Source organism: Bradyrhizobium glycinis (assembly GCF_016031655.1).
GTDB lineage: Bacteria > Pseudomonadota > Alphaproteobacteria > Rhizobiales > Xanthobacteraceae > Bradyrhizobium > Bradyrhizobium glycinis.
The window spans coordinates 16364-40051 of the sequence record NZ_JACCHQ010000042.1 but is presented as its reverse complement, the minus strand read 5'-3'; the positions used below and the strand labels follow the sequence as shown (position 1 = coordinate 40051).

Annotated in this window: 21 protein-coding genes, 1 tRNA gene and 1 pseudogene; 9 read left to right on the top strand and 14 right to left on the bottom strand. The window is 65.1% G+C overall.

Going from position 1 to position 23688, the window contains the following annotated elements:
• The first annotated feature begins 2 nt into the window (after positions 1-2).
• Genes HZZ16_RS34990 through HZZ16_RS34980 form a run of 3 tightly spaced genes read left to right on the top strand, consistent with a single transcriptional unit; the run spans position 3 to position 4257 of the window.
• A complete protein-coding gene (locus tag HZZ16_RS34990) occupies positions 3-644 on the top strand; it encodes a TetR/AcrR family transcriptional regulator (RefSeq protein ID WP_197955131.1) in 642 nt (213 codons plus the stop codon).
• The gene (locus HZZ16_RS34985) at positions 641-3328 is read left to right on the top strand and encodes a molybdopterin-dependent oxidoreductase (RefSeq protein WP_197955130.1); all 2688 of its coding nucleotides are present in this window, start codon (positions 641-643) and stop codon (positions 3326-3328) included. Before HZZ16_RS34990 ends, HZZ16_RS34985 begins: the two co-directional genes overlap by 4 nt.
• Positions 3325-4257: an FAD binding domain-containing protein gene (locus HZZ16_RS34980; RefSeq protein ID WP_197955129.1), complete on the top strand. Its 933-nt coding sequence runs from the start codon at positions 3325-3327 to the stop codon at positions 4255-4257. The genes HZZ16_RS34985 and HZZ16_RS34980 overlap by 4 nt, the downstream gene beginning before the upstream one ends.
• A gap of 71 nt (positions 4258-4328) precedes the next feature.
• Here HZZ16_RS34980 and HZZ16_RS34975 read toward each other — a convergent pair whose 3' ends face one another.
• The 10 genes from HZZ16_RS34975 to HZZ16_RS34930 all read right to left on the bottom strand — a co-directional run bounded on the left by HZZ16_RS34975 (position 4329) and on the right by HZZ16_RS34930 (position 14918).
• Entirely contained in the window at positions 4329-5351 is a 1023-nt protein-coding gene (locus tag HZZ16_RS34975; protein ID WP_197955128.1) for a glycoside hydrolase family 5 protein, read from the bottom strand.
• Positions 5352-5364: 13 nt separating this feature from the next.
• Positions 5365-6636 (bottom strand): O-antigen ligase family protein, encoded by a 1272-nt coding sequence (locus tag HZZ16_RS34970; protein WP_197955127.1) that lies wholly within the window; start codon positions 6634-6636, stop codon positions 5365-5367.
• 343 nt (positions 6637-6979) lie between these two features.
• Positions 6980-7441 carry a PTS IIA-like nitrogen regulatory protein PtsN gene (ptsN, locus tag HZZ16_RS34965; RefSeq protein ID WP_008141251.1) on the bottom strand — a complete coding sequence of 154 codons (462 nt, stop codon included), beginning with the start codon at positions 7439-7441 and terminating at the stop codon, positions 6980-6982.
• Positions 7442-7659: 218 nt separating this feature from the next.
• A complete protein-coding gene (hpf, locus tag HZZ16_RS34960) occupies positions 7660-8265 on the bottom strand; it encodes a ribosome hibernation-promoting factor, HPF/YfiA family (protein ID WP_197955126.1) in 606 nt (201 codons plus the stop codon).
• A gap of 81 nt (positions 8266-8346) precedes the next feature.
• Complete coding sequence (gene rpoN, locus HZZ16_RS34955) at positions 8347-9984, bottom strand: RNA polymerase factor sigma-54 (protein WP_197955124.1); 1638 nt, start codon at positions 9982-9984, stop codon at positions 8347-8349.
• Positions 9985-10073: 89 nt separating this feature from the next.
• The gene (gene lptB / locus HZZ16_RS34950; RefSeq protein ID WP_197955122.1) at positions 10074-11075 is read right to left on the bottom strand and encodes an LPS export ABC transporter ATP-binding protein; all 1002 of its coding nucleotides are present in this window, start codon (positions 11073-11075) and stop codon (positions 10074-10076) included.
• A 235-nt stretch (positions 11076-11310) separates the two neighbouring features.
• Positions 11311-12018 carry an LptA/OstA family protein gene (locus HZZ16_RS34945; RefSeq protein WP_197955113.1) on the bottom strand — a complete coding sequence of 236 codons (708 nt, stop codon included), beginning with the start codon at positions 12016-12018 and terminating at the stop codon, positions 11311-11313.
• A 5-nt stretch (positions 12019-12023) separates the two neighbouring features.
• Positions 12024-12755, bottom strand: a complete 732-nt coding sequence (lptC, locus tag HZZ16_RS34940; protein WP_197955111.1) for an LPS export ABC transporter periplasmic protein LptC — start codon at positions 12753-12755, stop codon at positions 12024-12026.
• A gap of 163 nt (positions 12756-12918) precedes the next feature.
• Positions 12919-13533: a ribonuclease D gene (locus tag HZZ16_RS34935; RefSeq protein WP_197955110.1), complete on the bottom strand. Its 615-nt coding sequence runs from the start codon at positions 13531-13533 to the stop codon at positions 12919-12921.
• Between the two features lie 107 nt (positions 13534-13640).
• A complete protein-coding gene (locus HZZ16_RS34930; RefSeq protein ID WP_311974443.1) occupies positions 13641-14918 on the bottom strand; it encodes a UbiA family prenyltransferase in 1278 nt (425 codons plus the stop codon).
• 218 nt (positions 14919-15136) lie between these two features.
• Here HZZ16_RS34930 and HZZ16_RS34925 point away from each other — a divergent pair, with 218 nt between their 5' ends.
• The 3 genes from HZZ16_RS34925 (at position 15137) to HZZ16_RS34915 (ending at position 17037) form a co-directional block, all read left to right on the top strand.
• Complete coding sequence (locus HZZ16_RS34925; RefSeq protein WP_197955108.1) at positions 15137-15394, top strand: type II toxin-antitoxin system ParD family antitoxin; 258 nt, start codon at positions 15137-15139, stop codon at positions 15392-15394.
• The gene (locus tag HZZ16_RS34920) at positions 15391-15690 is read left to right on the top strand and encodes a type II toxin-antitoxin system RelE/ParE family toxin (RefSeq protein ID WP_197955107.1); all 300 of its coding nucleotides are present in this window, start codon (positions 15391-15393) and stop codon (positions 15688-15690) included. The genes HZZ16_RS34925 and HZZ16_RS34920 overlap by 4 nt, the downstream gene beginning before the upstream one ends.
• Before the next feature lie 81 nt (positions 15691-15771).
• A complete protein-coding gene (locus tag HZZ16_RS34915) occupies positions 15772-17037 on the top strand; it encodes an MFS transporter (protein ID WP_197955105.1) in 1266 nt (421 codons plus the stop codon).
• A gap of 110 nt (positions 17038-17147) precedes the next feature.
• Here HZZ16_RS34915 and HZZ16_RS34910 read toward each other — a convergent pair.
• Positions 17148-17234, bottom strand: a tRNA-Leu gene (locus tag HZZ16_RS34910).
• Positions 17235-17385: 151 nt separating this feature from the next.
• Between HZZ16_RS34910 and HZZ16_RS34905 the strand changes: the two genes are divergently transcribed.
• Positions 17386-18351 (top strand): complex I NDUFA9 subunit family protein, encoded by a 966-nt coding sequence (locus HZZ16_RS34905; RefSeq protein WP_197955103.1) that lies wholly within the window; start codon positions 17386-17388, stop codon positions 18349-18351.
• A 187-nt stretch (positions 18352-18538) separates the two neighbouring features.
• Here HZZ16_RS34905 and HZZ16_RS34900 read toward each other — a convergent pair whose 3' ends face one another.
• The 3 genes and pseudogenes from HZZ16_RS34900 to HZZ16_RS34890 all read right to left on the bottom strand — a co-directional run bounded on the left by HZZ16_RS34900 (position 18539) and on the right by HZZ16_RS34890 (position 21525).
• Positions 18539-19279 carry an SDR family oxidoreductase gene (locus HZZ16_RS34900; protein ID WP_197955101.1) on the bottom strand — a complete coding sequence of 247 codons (741 nt, stop codon included), beginning with the start codon at positions 19277-19279 and terminating at the stop codon, positions 18539-18541.
• A gap of 4 nt (positions 19280-19283) precedes the next feature.
• Positions 19284-20608: pseudogene (locus tag HZZ16_RS34895) on the bottom strand (FAD-binding protein).
• A gap of 110 nt (positions 20609-20718) precedes the next feature.
• A complete protein-coding gene (locus tag HZZ16_RS34890; RefSeq protein ID WP_197955099.1) occupies positions 20719-21525 on the bottom strand; it encodes an undecaprenyl-diphosphate phosphatase in 807 nt (268 codons plus the stop codon).
• A 169-nt stretch (positions 21526-21694) separates the two neighbouring features.
• Between HZZ16_RS34890 and HZZ16_RS34885 the strand changes: the two genes are divergently transcribed.
• A complete protein-coding gene (locus HZZ16_RS34885) occupies positions 21695-22387 on the top strand; it encodes a glutathione S-transferase family protein (protein ID WP_197955097.1) in 693 nt (230 codons plus the stop codon).
• The gene (gene queG, locus HZZ16_RS34880) at positions 22336-23511 is read left to right on the top strand and encodes a tRNA epoxyqueuosine(34) reductase QueG (RefSeq protein WP_197955096.1); all 1176 of its coding nucleotides are present in this window, start codon (positions 22336-22338) and stop codon (positions 23509-23511) included. The genes HZZ16_RS34885 and queG overlap by 52 nt, the downstream gene beginning before the upstream one ends.
• Positions 23512-23688 lie beyond the last annotated feature (177 nt).

Sequence of the window (23688 nt, the reverse complement as noted above, 5' to 3'; positions counted from 1 at the left end):
AAATGCAGGCCAAGGCCCCTCCTCAGGACCGGATCCTCGACGCCGCCTTGCGCGTGTTCCGGCGCCACGGCTTCCGCCGCTCCTCGATCGAGCAGGCGGCGGAGGAAGCCGGACTGACGCGGCAGGCGCTCTATCATCACTTCGCCTCCAAGGAGGCGCTGTTTCGCGCCGTGCTCGAGCGGATCTACGAGCAGGGGCTCGCCGCCGAAATCGCGGCGGCGAAGGCGGCGGAAGAAGCGGGCCTCGAGCTTGCCGACATCCTGGTCGCCGAGATCGGCGCCCGAATGCAGTCGCTGCTCGCTTCGCTCAAGGACTCGCCCCATACCGAGGAGCTGTTTTCCGAGCACCTCGCGCAGGCGCGCGACCTCTACCAGAGCTATTCCAATCGTTTCGCCGACGAGATCGCAACCACGATCGCGCGGGTGTGCCGCAACCGAAAGCTTAACCTCGAAAGCGGCGTCAGCGTGCGCGAGCTCGCGCGCTGCGTCGAGATGGCGATCCACGGCACCAAATCCGCTTTTCCTTCCATGCAGCCGGTCGAGGCGTTCCTGAAGCAGCTCGAGACCATGCTGCGCATGCTGATCGCCGGCGCGATGGCACCGTCCGCAAAGAAGTCCCACCGCAAAACGGGAGTTCGAAAATGACCACCACGACCATCAATGGACGACCTCTGGCGCTACCCGACGATCCGGATGCGCTCCTGATCGACGTGATCCGCGATGGCGGCCTCACCGGCACCAAACTCGTCTGCGGCTCCGGCGTCTGCGGCGCCTGCACCGTGCTGCTCGACGGCACGCCCGTCGTGAGCTGCCTGTTGCCGGCGCAGGCGGCCGCCGGCAAATCGCTGACGACCATCGAGGGCGTCGGAGCAGCCGGATTGCATCCGGTGCAGAAGGCGTTCATGGCGCACGACGCCCTGCAATGCGGCTTCTGCACGCCCGGCTTCGTCGTCGAAGCCGCCGCCTTCCATGACAGCTGGCGCGCGACCAGGGGCGCGGCGACACCTTCGCGCGAGGAGATCGCCGCCGCGCTATCGGGACATCTCTGCCGCTGCGGCGCCTATGAAGGCATCTATCGCGCCGTCGCCGAAGCATGCTCGGGCCGCTTCGACGGCATCGATCCCACCGCGCCGCGGCTGGAAGCCCGCGACAAGGTGACGGGACTGGCCCGCTACACGGTCGACATCCACCATGACGGCCAGCTCGAAGGCGTCATCCTGCGCGCGCACGTCGCGCATGCCAGGATCACCGGCCTTGATCTGGCCCCGGCGCGCGCCATTGCCGGTGTTGCCGCGGTCGTTCCGCTGCTCGACGATGACAACATGGTCCGCTTCGTCGGCGCGCCGATTGCCGCCGTCGCGGCCAAGGATCGCCGCACCGCATTGCAGGCCATCGCCGCGATCAGCTTCAAACCCGAGCCTTTGCCCGCCGTGATCGGGCTCGATGCAGCGCGACGCGACGATGCGCCCGTCGTGTTCGAAAAGAAGGACCGTAAGCGTGCCGGCAACGTATCCGAGGGTGCCGGCGGCGCTCCGGTGTCGTGGAAGGGCAATGTGCGCGGGCCTTCGGCGCCATTCTCGCAAAAAGCCAAGCGGGCCAGGAGCTGGCTCGACGAGGCGCGCCAGCAGCGCAATCCGCTGCTGGTCGAGGAGACCTTCCGCGTCTCGACGCAACAGCACGCAAGCCTCGAACCACATGCCGCCGTGGCCCGGTTCGATGGCGATCAGCTCACAGTGGACATCTCGACCCAGGCCATTCACGAGAGCATGGAGAAGATCGCCAAGCGTTATGGTCTTCCGCACGACAAGGTGCGTGTGATCGCCGATCACGTCGGCGGCGGGTTCGGCTCCAAGGGCAGCGTTGGGCTGGAGACCATCGCCGCGATCGAGCTTGCGCGCGCCGCGAAGGCGCCGGTGCGCGTCGCCTTCGATCGTGAAGAGGAGCTTTCCGTCACTGGCTATCGTCCGGCCGCCGAGCTGAAGCTGTCCTTGCTGCCTTCGGCGGAGGGCCGCCTCAAGGCGCTGTCGCTCACCGCCCATGCCGATACCGGCGCCGCCGTGAACTCGCTGATCGCCGGCCTGGCGCGGCTGATCTATCCGGCCGAGGCAAAAGAGCTCGTCGACTTCGACGTGCTCAGCAATTTGCCGCCCGGGGCGCCGTTCCGTGGCCCCGGCGGTCCGCCGATGTCGTTTGCGCTGGAGCAGGCGGTTGACGAGGCGGCGCTGCGCATGAAGGTCGATCCGATTCAGCTGCGCAAGCTCTGGGACCCCGATCCCAACCGCCAGCGATTGTACGATTGGGCTGCCGGCCTCGACGTCTGGAAGAACCGCAAGCCGGCCGCCTCGCAGACCGGCCGCTACCGGCGCGGCGTCGGCGTCGCCACCGGCTACTGGCTCTATCTCTGGCAGACCGGCTCCTCGGTCGAACTCGCGATCAAGGGCGGCCGTATCGTGGCAAGCTGCGCGGTGCAGGATATCGGCACGGGCACGCGCAGCGTAATCGCCAACACCGTCGCGAAGGCATTCGATCTCGAGCCACAGGATGTGGAAGTTCGCATCGGCCGCTCCAACCTGCCGCCCGGACCGGGCTCCGGCGGCAGCCGCGTCACCGCCTCGGTGGTGCCGCCGACCTTGCTCGCCATCGACAAGCTGAAAGCGGAAATCAAGCGCACCGCGTCTCGCACACCCGCTCCGGGCTCGAACGCGCCATGGCGCGAGATGATCGCGGCTTCCCCTGATATCGCCGTGTCGGCGAGACGCCAGGAGGACGGCAGGCCGCCGCCCGGCGTCAGGCCCGCGCTGCACGAGGCGGGCATCATGGGCCGGGTATTCGGTTGGGTGCTGCGTCTGATGACCCACATGGTGGTCGGCGCCGGCGTGCCGAGCTCGGTGCAGGTGATGGAAGTCGAGGTCGATACCTGGCTCGGCCACGTGCGCGTGCTCAACGCCTATACCGGTCTCGCGGTCGGCAAGCTCGCCGCGCCGACGCTGGCGCGAAGCCAGGCCGCGGGCGCGGTGATCCAGGGCATCGGCTACGCACTCTATGAGACGCGGGAGACCGATCCCTCGAGCGGCCACATATTGAGCGGCAGCATGGAGGATTACCGCATTCCGGGGATTGCCGACATGCCAAAACTGGACGTGCATTTCGACGAGGCCGGTTTCGAGCATGTGCCGGGCGGCAGCGTCGGCATCGGCGAAGTCGCCACCGTGCCGACCTCACCCGCGATCGCCAACGCCATCCGCGATGCGATCGGCGTGAGACTGACTGAAATTCCGTTCCGGCCCGATCGTCTTGTAGCCGCGCTGAAAGGGAGGGATGCAGCATGAGTGTCGCCGTCATGAGCGCCAAGCCCACTGCCAAGCCCACGCCTGAATTCCGCGCCGGAGGCACCGACTTCAGCGAACGCCGCCGCAGCGGCGTGTCGCAGGGAATGCTGATCGATATCTCGGCCACCGGCGACAAGACGATCACCTGGGACGCCGACGGAGCAGCCCGGATCGGCGCGCTGACCACCATCGCCACGATCGCGACCGACGCGCGCATCGCCGCTGCCTATCCCGGACTTGCGGCGAGCGCGCAAGGCCTCGCCACGCCACAGGTGCGCCAGGTCGCAACGCTTGGCGGCAATCTCGCGCAGCGTTCGCGCTGCTGGTATTTCCGCCGGGCCGACATCGATTGCCTGAAGAAAAGCGGCAGCACCTGTCCCGCCCGGTCTGGCAATCATCTCTATGGCGTTGCCTTCGATCTCGGCCCGTGCGTCGCGCCGCATCCCTCGACCATGGCGGCGGCTCTGCTCGCCTATGATGCAAGCATCACCACGGACCGGCGCAGCGGATTGACGATTGCCGGCCTGCTCGGCGACGGCTCGATCTCGCACGCCGATCATACACTCGCAGCAGGCGAGATGATCAAGAGCATTGCGCTTCCTGCTCCGCTCGAGGGCGAGCGCGCTTCCTACAAGCGCGCGATCAGCCGGACCTATGCGGAATGGCCGCTGGTCGAACTCTGCGCCCGCGTCGTGATCGCCGGCGGCAAGTTCGAACTCGTGCGTCTCGCTGCAGGCGGCGTTGCGCCCGTGCCGCTTCGCCTCACCGCCGTGGAAGCCCAGCTCAGTGGCAAGATTGCCAATGCGGCATCGATCGCAGAAGCGGCGAAAGCGGCGAGCTCGGGTGCCAAACCATTGCCGATGACGGCCTACAAGCTCGATCTTCTGCAAGGGCTGGTGCGCGACGTGCTGGAGCGGCTTTCGGACTAACTGGTCGCGCATGCGGCGAAGACCTCGGCAGCGATTGTGCCACCGGCCGCGTTAGCGAAAGCTTTCCTGCCTCAACGCCCCGCCGGGATCAGCGCCCGCAGGATCTCCGGCTTCCAGGTTTGGCGCGCGCTGTCGAAGGCCGCGAAATCGTGGTCGAACTGCCAGTAGGCCCAATCCCAGCCGAGCCGCTCCGCGCTTCGCGCCACGAACGACAGATATCTCGTCCGTGCTTCGGCGGGAGCGGCCTCGTACACGCCGAACTCGCCGAGATAGATCGGACGCTTTTCCTTTTCGGACCAGGACCTGACCTTGTCGAAATCGGCGTGCGCCTTCTGCTCGTCCTCCGGCGTGCCCCAGTCGAGTGGGCCGATTTGCGAGAACGTCGGCGACCACGGTGCGCCCTGATGGGTGAAGCGGATCGGCGCGTAATAGTGAAACGTGACGATGAGGTTTCGGTCATCTGACGGCAGGGCCAGGTCTTCGACGGGCATGTCATCGACGTTGAGAACCGCAGCGATCACCGGCCGCCGCGGGTTGGTGGCGCGGATGATGCCGAGGCACTCGTTCAGAAGGGCGTTCCAGGCGGCAGACGTCATCTGCCCGCCCGGCTCATTGAGCACCTCGAAGACGAGCCTCGGATATTTTCCGGCATAGCGCCCGGCGATTTGCGTCCAGAACGCTTTCAGCTTCTCGGCGCACGCGGAGACGTCGCGCTGACAGACATGGGTGTCGTGCTCGTCCAGGATGGGGATGAGCTTTCGGGCGAGCACCTCCTCGATCACGGCATCGAGCCGTCTCAAGACGATCTCATCCAGCGAATTCTCCGCATTCATGAACTTGAAGCCGAAGAAATTGATCCGGACGTGCGAGAACCCGGCGCGCCTGATCGCGGTGAGGTTGTCCAGACGAAAGGGCGCGTTCCGGCCTCCCTCCCAGATGCCGTCGTAGCCGAGGATGTTGATGCCGCGCCCCAATTTCGGGGGAGCGGGCGCGTGGGCCTGCGCTTCTGCCTCGGCCGGAAAGCAGATCCCAAGCACGAACAGCGCCAGGGCGAGGCCGAAAGCTACCGACCAGCGGACGCAGATGGCATTCATCCTGCCTGCCCCATCATTGCTGCGGCACCGGCCGGCATACTGCGAAGAAGAATGCGACGAGCAGCACCGAGGTGAACATCGTGGAGCGAAGGAACATCGTCTCCGTGAAATTCGATTGAAAGCTGAGGACGACAAATCCGATGATGAGCGCGCAGTGGCGACGGTCGATCGACCGCGTCGCGATCAAGTACAGGACCTTCTCCGAGAACAGATAGACGCTCGCCACGAACAGCACGTACCCCAGGAATCCCGTCTCCATCGCCACCGCGATGTAGCCGCTATGGTAATTGTCCAGCACCCAGCCGTGGTTCTGGTTGAAATAGTCGTAAATCGCAGGTCGCGTCCAGAATCCGTTGATGCCGAAGCCCAGCAGCGGCGCATCGTTGAAATGGCCGATGGCGTACTGCCAAATGAAGGTTCGCTCCGTCAAATTGATGGTGGATTCGCCGAGATGGATGGAATCGTAGCCCGTGACATAGAAATACAGGATCAGCAGCGCAGCCAGGATGCACATGACGACCGGCAGCACCGCGTAGATCTTCATGCAGCGGATCGACCACATCGAGGTCACGAGCAGTGCACCGGCGGCAATTGCGACGGCGCCGGCACCACGGGATTCCGAGGCGATGACGCATGTCGATGCCAGGAGAAACGTCAGGAGGAAGACAATCCAGCCCTGGCCCGTCATCTTCTGATAGCAGGCAAAGAACATCAGGTAGGCGCTGATGAAGCCGAGAGTCTGCTTCGATTCGTAGATCCCTTGCCACTGGCCGTTGTGCATCCAGCTCTGATCGACGCCGATCTCGGGCACGAAGACCGCACACAGGGCCGAGGCGGCGACCAAGATGAAGAGCCCCAGCGCCGTCGCTCCGACGATCTCGTCGATGTCGACCCGCGTGATAAGGCAGTACGCGCCGAAGGTCGTCATCACGAGGGCCGCGCTCTTCATGATCGCCACAGCGGCGAGGCCGGTCCAGAGCACGGACACAGCGGCGAGAGCATAGAATGCGACCAGCGCGATGAAGTCGGGATTGGGCTGCACGCGCACGCAGGGACGCACGAACGCACTGGCATAGATCAGGGCGACCCACATCAAGAGCGCAACGGCCTGTTGCACAAAGCTCCATTCTGCGGGAAGCAGCGCGGGGTTGAAGACACCCATCGACGCGATCACGTTGACGGTGATCGAGCCGCGCATCACGTTTCTGGCGAGCTTTTCCACGCCGATGCCGGGCGCTTGCCAGATCGCGCCGTCGTCCTCTTCGGAATCGTGCACGCTGGTCACGAGCTGACCGCCTGACGCAGGGCGGATCTTTCCACACCGCGCACCACGAGCGCCTTTGCACGCGCGCCTGCCGCGGGGATCGGCCGGTCGAGGCCTGATTCCAAGGGCCGTTCTCCCACCGCGGCCGCGAGGCGCAACGGCGTCATTCCATTCCCAGTCACGTCCGCTCAGTCCACAGCTTCGAACGGCTCTCAGCGGATGTTGGCGCCGCCCAACGTGCCGTGCGTCTCAAGCGGGAGGATTGTCGTACCTTCTACCTTTGAGATCAAGGCGGCATGACGGGACGCTGCCCTCACAATCAGGTGCCAGACAGGATCGGGCCCTTACCAGGAGGGACGGAAGGTTACGCCGCCGTTGCCGGCGGCAGTGCCAGCACGGAATAGATCGCCTGCGCATCGCGCGAGGCGCGGAGCTTCTTGGCGATGTCCTGGTCGCGCAGCAGGCGGGCGATACGGGCGAGCGCCTTGAGGTGATCGGCGCCGGCGCCTTCGGGGGCGAGCAACAGGAAGACGAGATCGACCGGCTGGCCGTCCATCGCCTCGAAATCGATCGGACGATCGAGCCGAGCGAACAGGCCGAAGATCTTCTCCAGCTTGGGCAGCTTGCCGTGCGGAATCGCGACGCCATAGCCGACCGCGGTGGTGCCGAGCTTTTCCCGTTGCAGCAGCACCTCGAACACCGAGCGCTCGTTCTGCCCGGTCAGCTCGGCGGCCTTGGCCGCGAGCTCCTGCAGGGCCTGCTTCTTGCTGTTGACTTTCAATGCCGGGAGAATCGCCTCGGGTGCGACCAGATCGGTAATCGGCATGGAAGCTTTCCGAGGTGAATTAAACCGTCAGGTTCCGATTTGGCCGGCTTGATAGACCAAGCTCGGCCGGCGTCAATAACATGAAGCAGGAGGCGGACTTAGCCCCGTTCCAGATGTGGGGGGCTTCTACTCCAACGCAATCCCGGTGCCAACTCCTGCGTGCGGCTTTGCCCCCGTCATTGTTAAGGGCGGGATGGTGCGGGCGCCGGCTGGCGGGCCTAGCCACCGGCCTGGCCGTCCACCTTGGCTCCCGGCGGGTCGATCCAGCCCACGTTGCCGTCCGCCCTGCGGTAAATGATGTTCACCCGGCCGGACGAGCCATGCTGGAATACCAGGCAGGGTGCCCCGCTGAGGTCAAGTTCCATGACGGCTTCGCTGACCGAGAGCCGCTTCAGCGACGTGGTTTGCTCGGCGATGATGACGGGGCTGTAGCCGGTGACTTCCTCTTCACCCTCTCCGGGCGCTTCCAGCACATAGCTGGTGGCGTCGAGCGCTGCCATCGCCTCGGAGGCAGCATGGGCCTTGCGCGCGGAGCGGTCCTTGAGCCGGTTCTTGTAGCGCCGTAGCCGCTTCTCGATCATCACCAGCGCCTGGTCGGCACTGGCATAGGCATCCGGGGCGTTCGAATCGGCTTCCAGCGTGATTCCCGAATCGAGATGCAGGGCGCAATCGGTGCGAAAGCCGAAGCCGTCCTTGCTCAGCGTGATATGGCCGGAATAATTGCCGTCGAAATATTTGCGCAGCACTTCGTCGGTGCGGTCGGCAACGCGGCCGCGCAGAGCCTCGCCGACGCTGATGCTCTTTCCCGAGATTCTGAGAGTCATGTGATGCCTCGCTTGGTTGGTGCCCAGCTTGGATCGGTCTCGATGGGGCATCGAGAGTAGCGCGATTTGGCGCCAGCGCAATCAGGCCGGTTCGGGATTCCGGGAGCGATCGGACAATGCGGTAGAGAGGACGTTACCAAGAGCGCTCTGCTTGTCGCGGCGGCGTTGCACCGAGGAAGGTATGCGCATGGCTTCGCGGTACTTCGCGACCGTGCGGCGGGCAATATCAATGCCCGAGGCGCGCAAGCGTTCCACGATGGTGTCGTCCGACAGGATCGCGGAGGGCTCCTCCGAATCGATCAGCTGCTTGATGTGGTGACGCACCGCTTCCGCCGAATGCGCTTCGCCCCCGTCGGCCGAGGCGATCGAGGCCGTGAAGAAATATTTCAGCTCGAACGTGCCGCGGTTGGTCGCCATGTATTTGTTGGCGGTGACGCGCGACACCGTGGATTCGTGCATCTGGATGGCGTCGGCGACGGCCTTCAGATTGAGCGGCCGCAAATGCGCGACGCCGTGGGTGAAGAACCCGTCCTGCTGGCGCACGATCTCGGTCGCCACCTTCAGGATGGTGCGGGCGCGCTGGTCGAGCGCGCGCACGAGCCAGGTCGCGTTCTGCAACGCGTCGGTGAAATAGGACTTGTCGCCGTCCTTGCCGATCTTCTTCGACAGCTCGGAATAATAGGTCTGGTTAACCAGCACGCGCGGCAAGGTGTCGCTATTGAGCTCGACATGCCAGCCGCCGTCGGGACCCGGGCGGACATAAACATCGGGCACCATGGTCTGCAGGCGCGCCGAGCCGAACTTCATGCCGGGCTTGGGATTGAGGCGGCGGATCTCGCCGATCATGTCGGCGATGTCCTCGTCGTCGACGCCGCAGATCTTGCGAAGAGCCGCGATGTCGCGCTTGGCGAGCAGATCGAGGTGCTCGACCAGCGCCTGCATCGCGGGGTCGTAGCGGTCGAGCTCGCGCAGCTGGATCGCCAGGCATTCGCTTAAGGAGCGCGCGCAGACGCCGGGTGGATCGAATTTCTGCAGCACGGCGAGGACGTTTTCGACCTCGGCTTGCGACGCGCCGAGACGCTCGGCGGCCTGGCCAAGGTCGGGCGGCAGATATCCGGCCTCGTCGACGAGGTCGATCAGGTACTGGCCGATCATGCGTTGCGCGGGCGCGGTGAAGGCGACCGAGAGCTGCTCGGCGAGATGGTCCGACAACGTTGTCTCGGCCGCGACAAAAGCTTCGAGATTGTAGCCTTCGTCACCGGAGGCGCCGCCGCCCCATTCGGTATAGGTGGTCGGCGCGGCATCCTGGGCGTTGCGCGCGGCTGCCTCGGCCGGCTCCTCGGAGAAGACGTTGTCGAGTCCAGTGTCCAGGGTCTGCTCGATCTCGGCGCGGGTGCCGAGATCCTTGCTCATCCATTCTTCCTGGCCCGGCTCGAAGCCTTCCGCGCTGCCCCCGAAGCCGTCCTCGCCCTGGCTGTCGCCATGACCATCACCCTGGCCGCCCTCGGAATCGCCGTAACTGCCGGCCTCGGCCGAAGTTTCGCCCGCGGGCGCCTCGTCGCTAGCCCGTTCCAGCAGCGGGTTTCGCTCGAGCTCCTCTTCCACGAAGGTCGTGAGATCGAGATTGGACAGTTGCAGCAGCTTGATCGCCTGCATCAGCTGCGGCGTCATGACCAGCGACTGCGATTGCCGGAACTCTAATCTCTGCGTAAGCGCCATGAAGCAAGAACCGTTCCCAAAAATGGTCCGATTTTTGCTTATCCTAGTCCGAGCCCGATGTACACGTCTTGACGAAACGCAAAAAGGGGCTAGAGGCGGAATTCCTCGCCGAGGTAAAGGCGGCGCACGTCCGGATCAGCCACGATCTCATCCGGAGTTCCCTCGGTCAAGATTTCCCCGGCATAGACGATATAGGCACGGTCGGTGAGGCCGAGCGTCTCGCGGACGTTGTGGTCGGTGATCAGCACGCCGATGCCGCGGTTGGTGAGATGGCGGACGAGATCCTGGATGTCGCCGACCGCGATCGGGTCGATGCCGGCGAAGGGCTCGTCGAGTAGCATATAGTTCGGCCGTGTCGCCAGCGCGCGCGCGATCTCGACGCGGCGGCGCTCACCGCCCGAGAGCGCGATCGACGGTGATTTCCTGAGGCGCGTGATGTTGAACTCGTCGAGCAGCGAGTCGAGCTGCTGCTCGCGCTTCTTGCGCGAGGGCTCGACCACTTCGAGCACGGCGCGGATGTTCTGCTCGACGGTGAGGCCGCGGAAGATCGAGGCTTCCTGCGGCAGATAGCCGATGCCGAGCCGCGCGCGCTGATACATCGGCAGCTTGGTGACGTCGTGGCCGTCGAGCTCGATCGCGCCGCGATCGGCCTTGATCAGGCCGGTGATCATGTAGAACACGGTGGTCTTGCCGGCGCCGTTCGGACCGAGCAGGCCGACAGCCTCGCCGCGGCGCACATAGATGCTGACGCCGCGCACCACCTGGCGGCTGCCGAAGGCCTTTTCCACGCTATGCACAGCCAGGAAGCCGGGCCGCTTCAACAGCTGCGGCCCGCCGGCACCGTTGGACCTCGTGGCCGTCCGGACGGGATGAACCGCCTGCGGGCGCGGCTCGGCCTGATAGTCGGCCTTATACTCGCCTTGGAACTGGTCGGGGGCACGCGGCTGGTCGCGGGCAATCGGCGCGTCCCTCACAGGACTGGGCACGAGGCCGCCGACGCTGTCACCGAGCGCAGTGATGTCCTGACGCGCAAATCCTGGCCGGCCGCGCTTGGCGGGGCGCCGACGGAACATGCTGAAGAGATCGACCATCCCCGCCTTCTAGCCTTTCGCGTCGTATTGCGCGTCGCCTTGCACGAAATCCGCGCGATCTGCCGCACCAGCCTGAGCGATTTGCTGACGCAGCATGGGTGAAGGGATGTCTCATGCCCAGTGAAACACGCCCCAAAAGCGGCGGACCCCGCTTCGAAAGCCCTGCGCGCTAGATACAGGCTCGCTCGCCAAGCTTCAACCTCGGATCGGGAGCACCTGATCCAAGTTGTTGAATTCACTTTTGTTTACTTGCGCCGGGCAATTGCAAGGGCGGCGCCGCGCCAGGTTTGCCCCCCTGGCCGCAATCATTGCTGCCGCCCTGCGGCAGCAGCGCCTGCACCCGTCCGTTGTCGGATTCCACGCGGGACACGCCGGTGGTCATGTCGACCATCAAGCGATCACCGCGCAGCACGTTCTTGCACTGCGTCAGGACCACCTGGCCGCCAGAGCCGCCGAGCATAGTGATGAGATTGGTCTTGGTGTCGAACACGGCGGTCTCGCCCGTCACCACCTGGTCTTTCTGGGTGACCACGACGTTGCCACGCGCCTCAAGCCGCTTGATCGAGGAGCTGCCGCCCGGACCCGGCTGCGCCGACTGCATCGGCGCCGATTTCGTGCCTTTCGCCGCGGGCTGCGGCGCGGCCGGCTTGTCGCCGCCGCCCGATTCGTAAAACACCACCAGCGTCTTCGAGGTCATGGTGGTGTCGCCCTGCACGACCTTCACATTGCCGGCGAAGGTCGCCTCCTTCTTCTTGTCGCGCATCTCGAGCGAGGCGGCTTCGATCTGGATCGGCTGATCGCGGTTCTGCGAGAAGCCCTGCATCGCATTGGGCACGCCCTGCATCGTGCTCTGCGCAACGGCCGCACCGGTGACGAGCAGCGCGAGGCCGATTGCGAGCGCGGCCTTGCTGACAACAGCGTCGCGCGGAAAACAGGTCATCATGAAAATCACTTCGAATTGGCAGACTTGTTCTGAGGCGTGCGTGTCTTGGTCGGCGCCGGCTCGGGTGGTGGCGGCTGATTAGCGGCGGGCTCGTCCAGCTTGTCGAGGTGCATCACCACATTGCCTTCGAAGCGGATGACGTCGCCGCCTTCGGTAATTCGCAGGCGATCCGCGCTCAGCGTGCCGTTGGTGAGCTTGACGTCGACGCGCTCGTCCGAGGAGACCGTGCCCTTGCCCATGTCGACGAAGGCCGAGTTCAGCCGGGCCTCGTAGCCGGTCGAGGTGCGCAGGAAGATATCCTTGCGCAGATCGAGCTGTTGCTGCTTGTTGTCGAAGCGGCCGGTGCGGGCGTCGAGGAACAGGGTCGATTGATCCTCCATCAGCACTTTCGCACGGAGGTCATTGAGATCGACATGATCGGGATCGGTGATGTCCTGCGTCGCGGTCTTGGCCCAGAGCTCGTAGGGCCGCTGGTCCGGCGTGTAACCGGCGAGGTGCGGCGATTCCATCGTGATCTTGGTGCCCGACACCACCAGATTTCCGGAGTCGAGCGGCAGCTTCGGCATCAGCATGCGGAACGGATTGAAGATCGAGACGCCGACGATGGCGGCCATGGACAGCAGCACCGCTCCCGGGACCGCGATGCGCAGAATCCGCACCAGGCGGCTGTGGCGCGCCGCGCTGGCGAACTTCGCCGCGAGCGCGGCGTCGTAGGTGGGATTCTGGGCCGAGTTCACCTGGGTTCCTACTTGCCTGGCTCCTGACGTATTGCTCACCGCGTCCGGTCGAGGGGGCGCCCCATTCTATCCGGCGCCGCCCAAATATGCAGCCGGCGACAGGCCGTTACGAAAGTGTCCGAAACGGGGCGGCAACCCCGGGCCGACCGCCGCGCGGGGGCCTTCAGGAATGCGCGAAAATGTCCTCTTCCGCCCAGCCCTGGAGGTCCAGCAGGGCGCGGGTCGGCAGGAAGTCGAAGCAGGCCTGTGCCAGTTGGCTGCGGCCTTCACGCACCAGCATGGCATCCAGCCGCTCGCGCAAGGCATGCAGATGCAGCACATCGGACGCGGCGTAGGCGAGCTGCGGCTCGGTCAGGCTATCGGAACCCCAGTCGCTGGACTGCTGCTGCTTGGAAAGGTCGATGTTGAGCACCTCGCGCACGAGGTCCTTGAGGCCGTGGCGGTCGGTGTAGGTGCGGGTCAGGCGGGAGGCAATCTTGGTGCAATAAATCGGCCCGGTCATGACGCCGAAGGTCTGATACAGCACCGCGATATCGAACCGCGCGAAGTGGAAGATCTTCGTGACCGCCGGGTTGGCCAGCAGCGCCTTCAGGTTCGGCGCGTCGGTGTGGCCCTTGGGGATCTGCACCACGTCGGCGCTGCCGTCGCCGGGCGAGAGCTGCACCACGCAGAGCCGGTCGCGGTGCGGGTTCAGCCCCATGGTCTCGGTGTCGATCGCCACCGCTCCGGTGTAGCGGGACAGGTCGGGCAGGTCGCCGCGGTGCAGGCGTACGGTCATGAAAACCTCGGGTCGAATCGGTGCGTCGATATCATAGGCTAGTCGAATGGATCGCGATGTAGCCAGTCGCAACAGGTCACGCAAGCGGCCGTGACCTTACGGGCCGGTCAGATCGCGGCGAGCATGATGCAGATCATCGCCGCGACCGCGATGCGGCTGGGACCGTCCCGGAAAACGTACAGGATCGGATCGTCCGGCATCTCGCGGCGATGCGCCATCATCAGGGCACGGCCGAACCAGTACAGCAGCAGCGGCGTGAGCAGCCACAGCATCCAGGGGCGGCTGTAGAGCGGCGTCACCGCCGAGGACGAGACGTAGAGCGAGAACACGGTCACCGCGTTCATGGCGCTTGCCGCCGCCATAGCGGCGATGACGTGCAGGTCGGTGACGCGATAGTCGCGGTTGGAGGGATCGGCGAGGCCCACGCTCTCGCGCATGCTGAGCTCGCTGAAGCGCTTGATGAGGGCGAGCGAGGTGAACACGAACAGCGAGAAGATCAACAACCATTCCGACAGCACCACGCCGACGCCGACCGCGCCCGCGACGATGCGAAGCGTGTAGAGGCCGGCGAGCGTGACGATGTCGACCAGCATCTTGCGCTTGAGCACGAGCGAATAGGCGATCGTGGTGACGAGATAGAGGCCGAGCACGCCGAGAAACAGCGGCGAGATGCAGAGGCTGGCGGCGAGCGCGAGCAACCACAACGCAGGAATGGCCGACAGCGCCGACGAGATCGGCAAATCGCCGGCCGCGAGCGCGCGGTGGCGCTTGCTCGGATGCTGCCGGTCGGCGGCGAGATCGAGCAGATCGTTCATCAGATAGGCGCCCGAGGCGCAGGCCGAGAACGCCAGGAACGCGAGCAGCGCGTAGCCGAACGTCGAAAGGTTCATCTGATGCGCCGTGAGCGCCGGCACGAAAACCAGCGTGTTCCTGGCGTATTGATGAACCCGCAGCGCCTTCACCCAGGTGGCGAGGCCTGGTCTGCGGACCTCACGATGTTCGATGCGCGTGATGGAGGCAGGATCGAACGGCACGTTGCCCGCCGCGAGATCGGCCGCCGTGACGACGCCATCGAAGCCGAGATGCGCCGCGATCGCCGCGGCATGAGCGGCGAGGCGATCGGCGAGGAGATGGATCTTCTCGCCGCGCGCCCGTGCCGCCAGCGCCCGGTTCATCACCATGGAATCATAGGGCAGATGGGCGTAGTCGATTTCGGCTCGCGCCAGGATCGCCGTGAGCGCCGCCATCCCTGCCCGTCCGCCCGCGCCGAAGCGCGCCAGCAGACGGCCGGGGCTGGAGAACAGCGCCTCCATCAGCAGCTCGGAACGCAACAGCGCGCCTTCGAGGTCGACGACGAGGGTCCGGCCCGCCGACGGCTCGGACACGCCAGGATCATACTGCGAGGCACGCTGCTCCATCCGAAAACGCTCTGACTTGCCGCGACATGGCCGGCATCCGGCCGGGGAGCAGGAAATGGACGAGCAACTCTATGGGAACATTCGCTAAAGGCGGCTTAATCGGGACACCGGGGGCCCGGACCCCGCTTGATATGCGGAGGCTCCAATAATAGTTATTGAAGCATGAGTCGTCGGAGAAGCGCGGTATGGCGGTAAGTGCAGACCTCGGCGAAGCCCTTGAAAGCTTTATAACAAAGCTCGTCGCGTCGGGACGATATCACTCCAAGAGCGAGGTGCTCAGGGAGGGCGTGCGGCTCATCCAGGAGCGCGAGGCGCGTCTCGCTGCGTTGGATGCCGCGATCGCGCGCGGGCTCGACGATGCGGACGCGGGACGGACAAAGCCGATATCAGACGTTTTTGACCGGCTCGAAGCGAGATTGGCCGACAAGGCCGATCGCACGTGATCGTCGTCCTGACCGCGGCAGCCGAGGCCGACCTCGAGGACATCGCATCATACGTTGCCGCGCAAAGCCCGCAAAGCGCGCTCACGCTTATCCGTGGACTGCGGGAGAAGTGCGAAACACTCGCCGATGCACCGCGCGGCTACCCCTTGGTGCCGCGCTACGAGCAGAAAGGCATTCGCCGGCGCCCATTCGGGAACTATTTGATTTTCTATCGTGTCGGTCGCGACGCCATCGAGGTGATCCACATCCTCCATGGCGCGCGAGACTATGAGCCACTGCTCTTCCCGGCGGACTAGCGCCCGCTGCAATTCGTCCCGGCGCACCCTATCTATTGCCGACCTCGTACTGCCTTGCCCCCTCACTGCGATTGAGATGTGATGACCGAACAGACGCTCGCTGCGCCGATCGACGACCAGCGCCCGCGCGGATTCTCGCGCTACCAGGCGCTCCTCATCGCGCTGCTGGCGCTGACGCAGTTCACGATCATCCTCGATTTCATCATCATGTCGCCGCTCGGCGCCATCCTGATGCCCTCGCTCGGCATCACGGCGGGGCAGTTCGGCGTCGCGGTGTCGGCCTACGCCTTCAGTGCGGGCCTATCGGGCATCCTCGCAGCCGGCTTTGCCGATCGTTTCGATCGCAAGCGCCTCCTGCTGTTCTTCTATGTCGGCTTCACGCTGGGCACGCTTCTGTGCGCGGTGGCGCCGAACTATCATGTGCTGCTGATCGGCCGGATCGTGACCGGATTGTTCGGCGGCGTGATCGGCGCGGTCGTGCTCGCCATCATCACCGACCTGTTTCCGCTGCAGATGCGCGGCCGCGTGATGGGAATCATCCAGACCGCGTTCGCCGCCAGCCAGGTGCTCGGCGTTCCCGCCGGCCTGTTTCTCGCCAACCACTGGAGCTGGCATGTCTGCTTCATCGCGATCGTCGTGCTGTCGCTCGTGACGATCGCCGTCATCGCCTTCGCCATGGAGCCGGTCGATGCACATCTGAAGCTGAAGCAGGACAGAAACCCGTTCCACCATCTGGTCGCGACGGTCTTCGAGCCGCGCTACACGCTCGCCTTCGCCGTCACGACGCTGCTGGCGACCGGCGGCTACATGCTGATGCCGTTCTCCAGCGCCTACACCGTGCACAATCTCGGCATCGACATCACGCATCTGCCGACGATCTATCTCGTCTCCGGCCTGTTCAGCATCGTCACGGGGCCGCTGGTCGGCCGCGCCAGCGACGCGTTCGGCAAATATCCGACCTTCGTGTTCGGCTGCGCCATGACCGTCGTCATGGTGCTGATCTACACCCATCTCGGCCACGTCTCGCTCACGACCGCGATTCTCGTCAACGTGCTGATGTTCGTCGGCATCTTCTCGCGCATGATCCCGTCGCAGGCGCTGATCTCGGCGATCCCGGAAGCGAGCCAGCGCGGCTCGTTCAGCGCCGTCAGCGCCTCGCTCCAGCAACTCTCCGGCGGGCTCGGCTCGGTGCTCGCCGGCGCGATCATCGCGCAAGGCGCGGACGGCGCGCTGCTCCATTTCGACCGGATCGGCTACGTCGTCGTGACCACGACGCTCGTCACGCTGGTAATGATGTATTTCGTGCAGAAGGCGGTGGCGGAGCGGACGGGGAAGGCGGTGGTGTGAGGGGGAAGAGACCGATCCAGGTCCCATCGGGACTCACGCGGTAGCGACGCGGCCTCGCCGCCTGCCATCCGCACGATCTGGGTAGCTTTATCTTGGGTCCAGACCCAAAATGGTGCCCAGGAAAGGACTCGAACCTTCACGGCCGTTAAGCCACTGGCACCTGAAGCCAGCGCGTCTACCAATTCCACCACCTGGGCATGCCGTTTGGGGCACGGAGGCGGTTACTACGGTTCGGTGACGCCGTTGTCAATTCATGCGTGAGGCCGGAGTCGGGATGCCGATTGCGCATCGCAAACCGGCCCGATACAAGCCTGACAAGACGCACTCTTTTCCGCAGGAACGGCTCCCATGGCATCGAATCTCGACACGCTCGTCACGGTTTTCGGCGGATCGGGGTTTTTGGGCCGCAGCGTCGTCCGAGCCCTGTGCAAGCGGGATTACCGTATCAGGGTTGCGGTGCGGCGGCCGGAACTTGCCGGATACCTCCAGCCGCTCGGCCGGGTCGGGCAGGTCCACAATGTGCAGGCGAATCTGCGCTATCCGGCCTCGGTCGAGGCGGCGCTGCGTGATTCGCATGTCGTGATCAATCTGGTCGGCGTGCTTACCGAGAGTGGCGCGCAGACTTTCGACGCCGTCCAGGCCAGGGGCGCCGAGACCGTCGCCAAGGCGGCGGCCGCCGCAGGTAGCACGCTGGTGCATGTCTCGGCGATCGGGGCCGATGCGCAGTCGCCCTCGCGCTATGCCAGGGCCAAGGCGGCCGGCGAAGCCGCGGTCCTGGCCGCGGTTCCCTCCGCCACGATCTTCCGCCCCTCCGTGATGTTCGGCCCCGAGGACCAGTTCACCAACCGCTTTGCCGCACTGGCCCGGATGTCGCCGGTGCTGCCCCTGATCGGCGGCGAGACGAAGATGCAGCCGGTCTATGTCGGCGACGTCGCCAGCGCGATCGCGGATGCGGCCGACGGCAAGGCCAAGGCGGGCGCCACGTACGAGCTCGGCGGGCCGGAAGTGCTGACCATGCGCGAGATCATCGAGACCATCCTCGCCATCACCGACCGCAAGCGGATGCTGGTGCCGCTGCCGTTCGGCCTCGCCCGCTTCCAGGCCAACTTCCTGCAATTCGCGCCGGGTGCATTCAAGCTGACGCCGGACCAGGTCACACTGCTCGAGCGCGACAATGTCGTGTCGGAGGCGGCGAAGGCCGCCGGGCTGACGCTGGAAGGCCTCGGCATCACGCCCGATTCACTGGAGGCGATCGCCCCGCAATATCTCTGGCGCTTCCGCGCCGCAGGGCAGTTCCAGCGCATGAGCGTGTGAAGGATCTTCTTGACCTCGCCCCGCTTGCGGGGAGAGGTCGGATTGCGCAGCAATCCGGGTGAGGGGGTACAGGTCTCACAATGACCGCGCCCGCGGAGAGAGAGAGGCCCCTCACCCCAACCCTCTCCCCGTAAGAACGGGGCGAGGGGGCGCACTGTTGCTGGGGCAAAGACTGGCCACACGACCGTCAAAACCTCAGCTTCTTGAACACCGCTTCGGGCAGCGTCTTGATGATCAGCATCACGAGGCGCCATTTGCCGCTGACATAGACGATGTCGGTCTTGCTCTCGACGGCGCGAAGGATCGCAGCGCCGACGACGGGGGCTTCGACGGTGAGCGGGCCGATCAGCTTCATGCCTTCCGTCATCCTGGTGCGGACGAAGCCGGGCTTGACCGTGACGACACGGACGCCGCCACGGCTGGCGCGGGCGCGCAGGCCGGACAGGAAGGCGGAGAAGCCGGCCTTGGCGGAGCCATAGACATAGTTGGAGGCGCGGCCGCGATCGCCGGCCACCGACGACACGCCGACCAGCGTGCCGCTGCCACGGCCCAAGAACTTCTCCGCGAACAGGCCGAGGATCAGCGCCGGGCCCTCGTAGTTGGAACGCATGATCGCGGTGGCGTGGGCAAGATCGCTCTGCGCGCGCTCTTGCACACCGAGCAGGCCGACGATCGAGACGACGACGTCGGGCAGCGTGGGAAGGCCGGCGACGAAGCCCTCGAACGAAGCGGTGTCGAGCACGTCGAATTTGTGGAGACCTACCTCGATATTGTAGCGCGCGCGCAGATCGGCGGCATCAGGCTCCAGTGCGGCGATGTCGCGGCCGGCGAGCCCCACATCGTATCCCGCTCCGGCAAAGGCGCGCGCCGCGGCGCGGCCGATGTGGGATGAGCCGCCCAGCACCAGTAGAGACTTGCGCGACGTCACGGCACTAGACCTCATCAAACAGACGTTGTGAAAGCTTGGAGCGGATGTTGCCGGCAGGATCGAGCGCTTTGCGGATCGCGGCAAAGCGCGACAGGGCGGGATAGCCGGCTTTGAGCGTCTCGCGCGACTGGCGCGCATCCTTGGCGAGATAAAGCCGGCCCCCGGCCGCGACAACGAGCCGATCGATCTCGTCGAGAAAAATCAGGATGTCGCCGCGTACGGGAAAATCCAGCGCCAGCGTATAGCCGGGCAACGGAAAGGACAGGATGCCCTCGCCCTGGCCGAGCTTCTTCAGCACCGGAGGAAGGAGGCATCGCCGCGGCGCGCGACGCGATCGAGAATCTCGCCGAGCACGTCGCGCGCGCCGTTCTCGGGGATCACGCATTGATGCTGCAGGAAGCCGCGCCTGCCGTAGATGCGATTCCAGTCGGCAATGCTGTCGAGCGGAAAGAAATAGGGATAGAGCGAGACCACATGGCTGCCGCCGGCGCGGCGCGCGCCCATGCGATAATACAGCTCGTTGAAGGCGAGGATGCTGAAGCGGTTCAGCGTCATGGAGGGCAAATCGATGGGCACGCCGAGACCGGAATCCTTGCCGGCGTGAAACGGGGCGGCGCCGGCAGGGAGCTCGTTCTTGCCGGCGTGCTCACCGAGATAGATCAGCGAGCGGCCGAGATCCTTGCCGCGTGCGGCACAATCGATCCACGCCACCGAATAGGTCGCGGCATCGCCTGCATCGAGCGCGCGCATCGCGGCATCGAGATCGGATGCCGAGATCACGCGCTCGCGAATCCAGCCCGTTTCGACCTTGCGCAGCCGCAGGGTCGCTTCGAGGATCATTCCGGTCAGGCCCATGCCGCCGATGGTCGCAAAGAACGCATCTGAGTTCTGCTCGCGCGAGGCTTCGATCACTTCGCCCTCGCCCGTGCGCAGCAGGATGGCGTCGACATAACGGCCGAAGCCGCCTTCGCAATGATGGTTCTTGCCGTGCACGTCGGCGGCGACGGCGCCGCCGATCGACACGAAGCGCGTGCCGGGCAGCACGAAGGGCAAGAAGCCGCGCGGGCCGAATGTGTCGATCAGATCCGAGAGCAGCACGCCGGCCTCGAGGCGGATGCGGCCGGTCACGGGATCGAACCACCTGATGCGGTCGAAGCCCATCATCGTCACCGTCCTGACGGCCCCGATCGCGGCATCGCCATAGGCACGACCATTGCCGCGCGCGACGGTGCCTGACACCATGGCTTCACCTACGGCCTCGAAAGACCGCGGCCGCAGCACGTCACTATCGACGACCGGGAAGCGCCCCCAGCCGCTGACGAGGGTCATGGCTCAGCTCCTGCGCCGGGCGCGCGCCGCCCAGCATGGGAACCTGAGTACCGACCAAAAGCTTATATTGCGTTGAAGGCGCGGTCGGCGCGGTGCCCGGATCTCAAAGCCTACTGTCCCAGCGCCAGCGCGACCAGGCCGAGCGTGCCGACGATGACGCGCCACCAGGCGAACAACACGAAGCCGTGGCGGGTGACGTAGGTCAGGAACGTTTTCACCACGATGATCGCGGTGATGAACGACACCACGAAGCCGATCCCGACGATGTTGATGTGGTCCATCGTCATCTCGGCGCGGCTCTTGTAGAAATCATAGGCGAACGCGCCGATCATTGTGGGGATGGCGAGGAAGAAGGAAAACTCCGCCGCCGCGCGCTTGTCCGCGCCGAGCAGCATGGCGGCCACGATGCTGGCGCCGGACCGCGACACGCCCGGGATCATCGCCACGCATTGCGCGATGCCGATATAGAGATACATCAGCAGCGGAAATTTGGTGGCCTCAAACTCGCGCGGCTTGAGCTCGAGCCTGTCGACCCAGAGCAGGATGGCGCCGCCAACGATCAGCGTGAAGCAGACCACCCACGGATTAAAAAGCATGAGCTTGATGTATTTGCCGGCGATGAGGCCGACGATCACGGCCGGCAGGAACGCCACCAGCACGCCGATCACGAAGCGGCGCGCATAGGCATCGCCCGTGAACAGGCCGATGACGACGTCCCATAGCTTCCTGAAGTACAGCCCGACGATCGCGAGGATCGCGCCCAGCTGGATCAGAACCGTAAACGAATCCCAGAAGGCACCCTCGCCGAGGTGGAAGAAGCGCTCAGCAATCAAGAGGTGGCCGGTCGAGGATACGGGAAGGAACTCGGTCACGCCCTCGATGATGCCGAGGATCACTGCCCGTATTGCGTCTGACATATTTACGGTCCATTTCGGCTGGAAAAGCGGGGCTCTTCTCGCCTATTCCCCCCAATGCTGCAATCGCAAAATGCGGCATCACGCTCTTGCTTCGCGGTTTTGAGGGACTAGTGTGGCGCCGCACAAACATTGATGGATTCTTAAGCACCATCAAATAGTCAAAGGCTTCATGTTTACGCTGTTTCATCATCCGTTCTGTCCGCATTCGCGCTTCATCCGCCTGATCGCGGGCGAATACGGGCTCGACCTGAAGCTGATCGAAGAGCGCAGCTGGGAGCGGCGCGAGGCGTTTCTGCTGCTCAATGCGGCCGGCACCACGCCTGTGCTGGTGGACGAGGAACGGCCGCCGATCCCGGGCGCGGCCATCATCGCCGAATATGTCGACGAGGCCTATGGCGCCGGGATGGGCGTCAAGCGCCTGATGCCGGAGACGACATTCGAGCGCGTCGAGGTGCGCCGGCTGATGGCCTGGTTCAACGAAAAATTCTTCGAGGAGGTCTCGCATCCCCTGGTCACGGAACGCATCTACAAGCGCTTCATGAGCGAGGAGAACGGCGGCGGGCCGCCTTCGGCCGACGTGATGCGCGCAGCGAAGGCCAACGTGCGCTATCATCTGGCCTATATCGGCTGGCTGGCGCAGACCCGCAATTTCCTCGCCGGCGACCGGCTCACCTACGCGGATCTCGCCGCCGCGGCGCATCTCTCGGCGATCGACTATCTGGGCGACGTGCCATGGAGCGAGGACGACGCAGCAAAGGCGTGGTACGCGCGGGTGAAATCCCGCCCGTCGTTCCGTCCACTCTTGAGCGAATGGCTGGCCGGCGTACCGGCGTCGCGGACCTACGTGGACCTGGATTTCTGAGCCTTGATCCGACTGAACTGAAGGCGGCGCTGGCGCGCGAAGCGCACGCGCTCGGCTTCGACTGCATCGGCGTCACCGCGCCGGGCACGATCGATGCGGCCGGAAAATACTTCCTCGAATTCATCGCCTCGGGTGGCCATGGCGACATGGACTGGCTTGCCAACCAGCCGGAGCGACGCGTCGATCCGCGCGGGCTGTGGGCCGACGTGCGCAGCGTGATCATGCTCGGCGTCAATTACGGCCCCGACTCCGATCCGCTCGCCGTCCTGAAGCAGCGCACGCGCGCGGCGATCTCGGTCTATGCGCAAGGCGACGACTATCACGACCTGATCAAGAAGCGGCTGAAGGCGCTGGCGCGCTGGCTGGTCGCGACCGCGCCGAGCGAAGTGAAAGTGTTCGTCGACACCGCGGCGGTGATGGAAAAACCGCTGGCGCAGGCCGCGCATCTGGGCTGGCAGGGCAAGCACACCAACCTCGTCTCGCGCGAGTTCGGCTCGTGGCTGTTTCTCGGTGCGATCTACACCACGCTGGAGCTGCCGCGCGATGTCGCCGAGATCGATCATTGCGGCTCGTGCCGGGCGTGTCTCGATGTCTGCCCGACCGCGGCGTTCCCCGCGCCCTACAAGCTCGATGCGCGGCGCTGCATCTCCTATCTCACCATCGAGAACAAGGGCCCAATCCCGCGCGAGTTTCGCAAGGCCATCGGCAATCGCATCTATGGCTGCGACGATTGCCTTGCCGCCTGCCCCTGGAACAAGTTCGCGCAAGAGGGGCGCGAGGCCAAACTCGCCGCGCGTGACGAATTGCGCGCGCCCTCGCTCGCCGAGCTGGCGCGGCTCGACGATGCCGCGTTTCGCGCGCTGTTCACGAAGTCACCGGTGAAGCGCGTCGGCCGCGGCCGGTTCTTGCGGAATGTGCTGATTGCGATCGGCAATTCCGGCGATGTTTCGCTGGCTGAGGAGGCGCGGCGGCTGCTCGATGACGCAAGCCCGCTGGTGCGCGGGGCGGCAGTGTGGGCGCTGGGGCAATTGCTGCCGCGGGACGAGTTTCAAGCAATGAAAACCGCCGAGTTGAGTGTGGAACGCGACGACAGCGTGCGTGAGGAGTGGCGCGCTGTTGCCTAACTCTCGGTGTCATGCCCCGGCTCGACCGGGCGACCCAGTACGCCGCGGCTTCTCGTTCATCACTGCTGCCTCTGGAATACTGGATCGCCCGGTCTTCGCCGGGCGATGACCCCTTCTGTGTGGCGAGCACACATGCGCCTCACCACCCTTGATTTCCCCATCCATTCCCGCAATCTC